Origin of the sequence: Marinococcus halophilus (genome assembly GCF_002265875.1) — a bacterium.
Taxonomy (GTDB): Bacteria; Bacillota; Bacilli; order Bacillales; family Marinococcaceae; genus Marinococcus; species Marinococcus halophilus.
In genome coordinates this window covers 1-496 of record NZ_NPFA01000057.1, presented here as the reverse complement: position 1 = coordinate 496, position 496 = coordinate 1, and the positions used below count along the sequence as shown (strand labels likewise).

1 protein-coding gene is annotated in these 496 nt (G+C 56.2%); it reads right to left on the bottom strand.

Annotation, left to right across the window (positions count from 1 at the left end; genetic code table 11):
* The coding region (locus tag CHL76_RS16740; RefSeq protein ID WP_332908345.1) for a phytanoyl-CoA dioxygenase family protein at positions 1 to 461 on the bottom strand (461 nt) is incomplete at its 3' end.
* Positions 462 to 496 lie beyond the last annotated feature (35 nt).

The following is a 496-nucleotide window of genomic DNA, read 5'->3' as shown; positions in this document are numbered from 1 at the left end:
TTGAAGTTGTCCTCCGGCGTCGTGCCCGGGCAGGAGACGTACCATTTCTGCGACCCCGGGATCAGCATGAGCGGGCCGTTGAACTCGTAGTTGTCCGTGAGGATGATCGAGCAGCTGAGCGCCCGCATGTCCGGCATGCCGTCTTCCATGTGCCAGGTTTCAAAATCCGAATGCCAGTAGAACTCCTTACCCTTAAAGCCTGGCTTAAAGTTTATCCGGGACTGCATCATATACACCTGGCTGCCGAGGATCTGCTGGGCRGCTTTGACRATGCGTTCGTTTTTGGCGAGCATTTCAAAGAACCCGCYGTCCTTATGGATTTCAAACACGGAGCGGACCTCGTTGCTGTTCGGCTCCTTGATCACGTCCGGCGCGTCGCGCTCTTCGTTGCGCTTCATCGTCTCCCGGAGCTCGCGCTTCATCATGTCGACTTCCTCGTCGGTGAACAGCTTCTGGAGCATGAGGTAGCCGTTCTCGTCGTAAAAGTCCAGTTCCT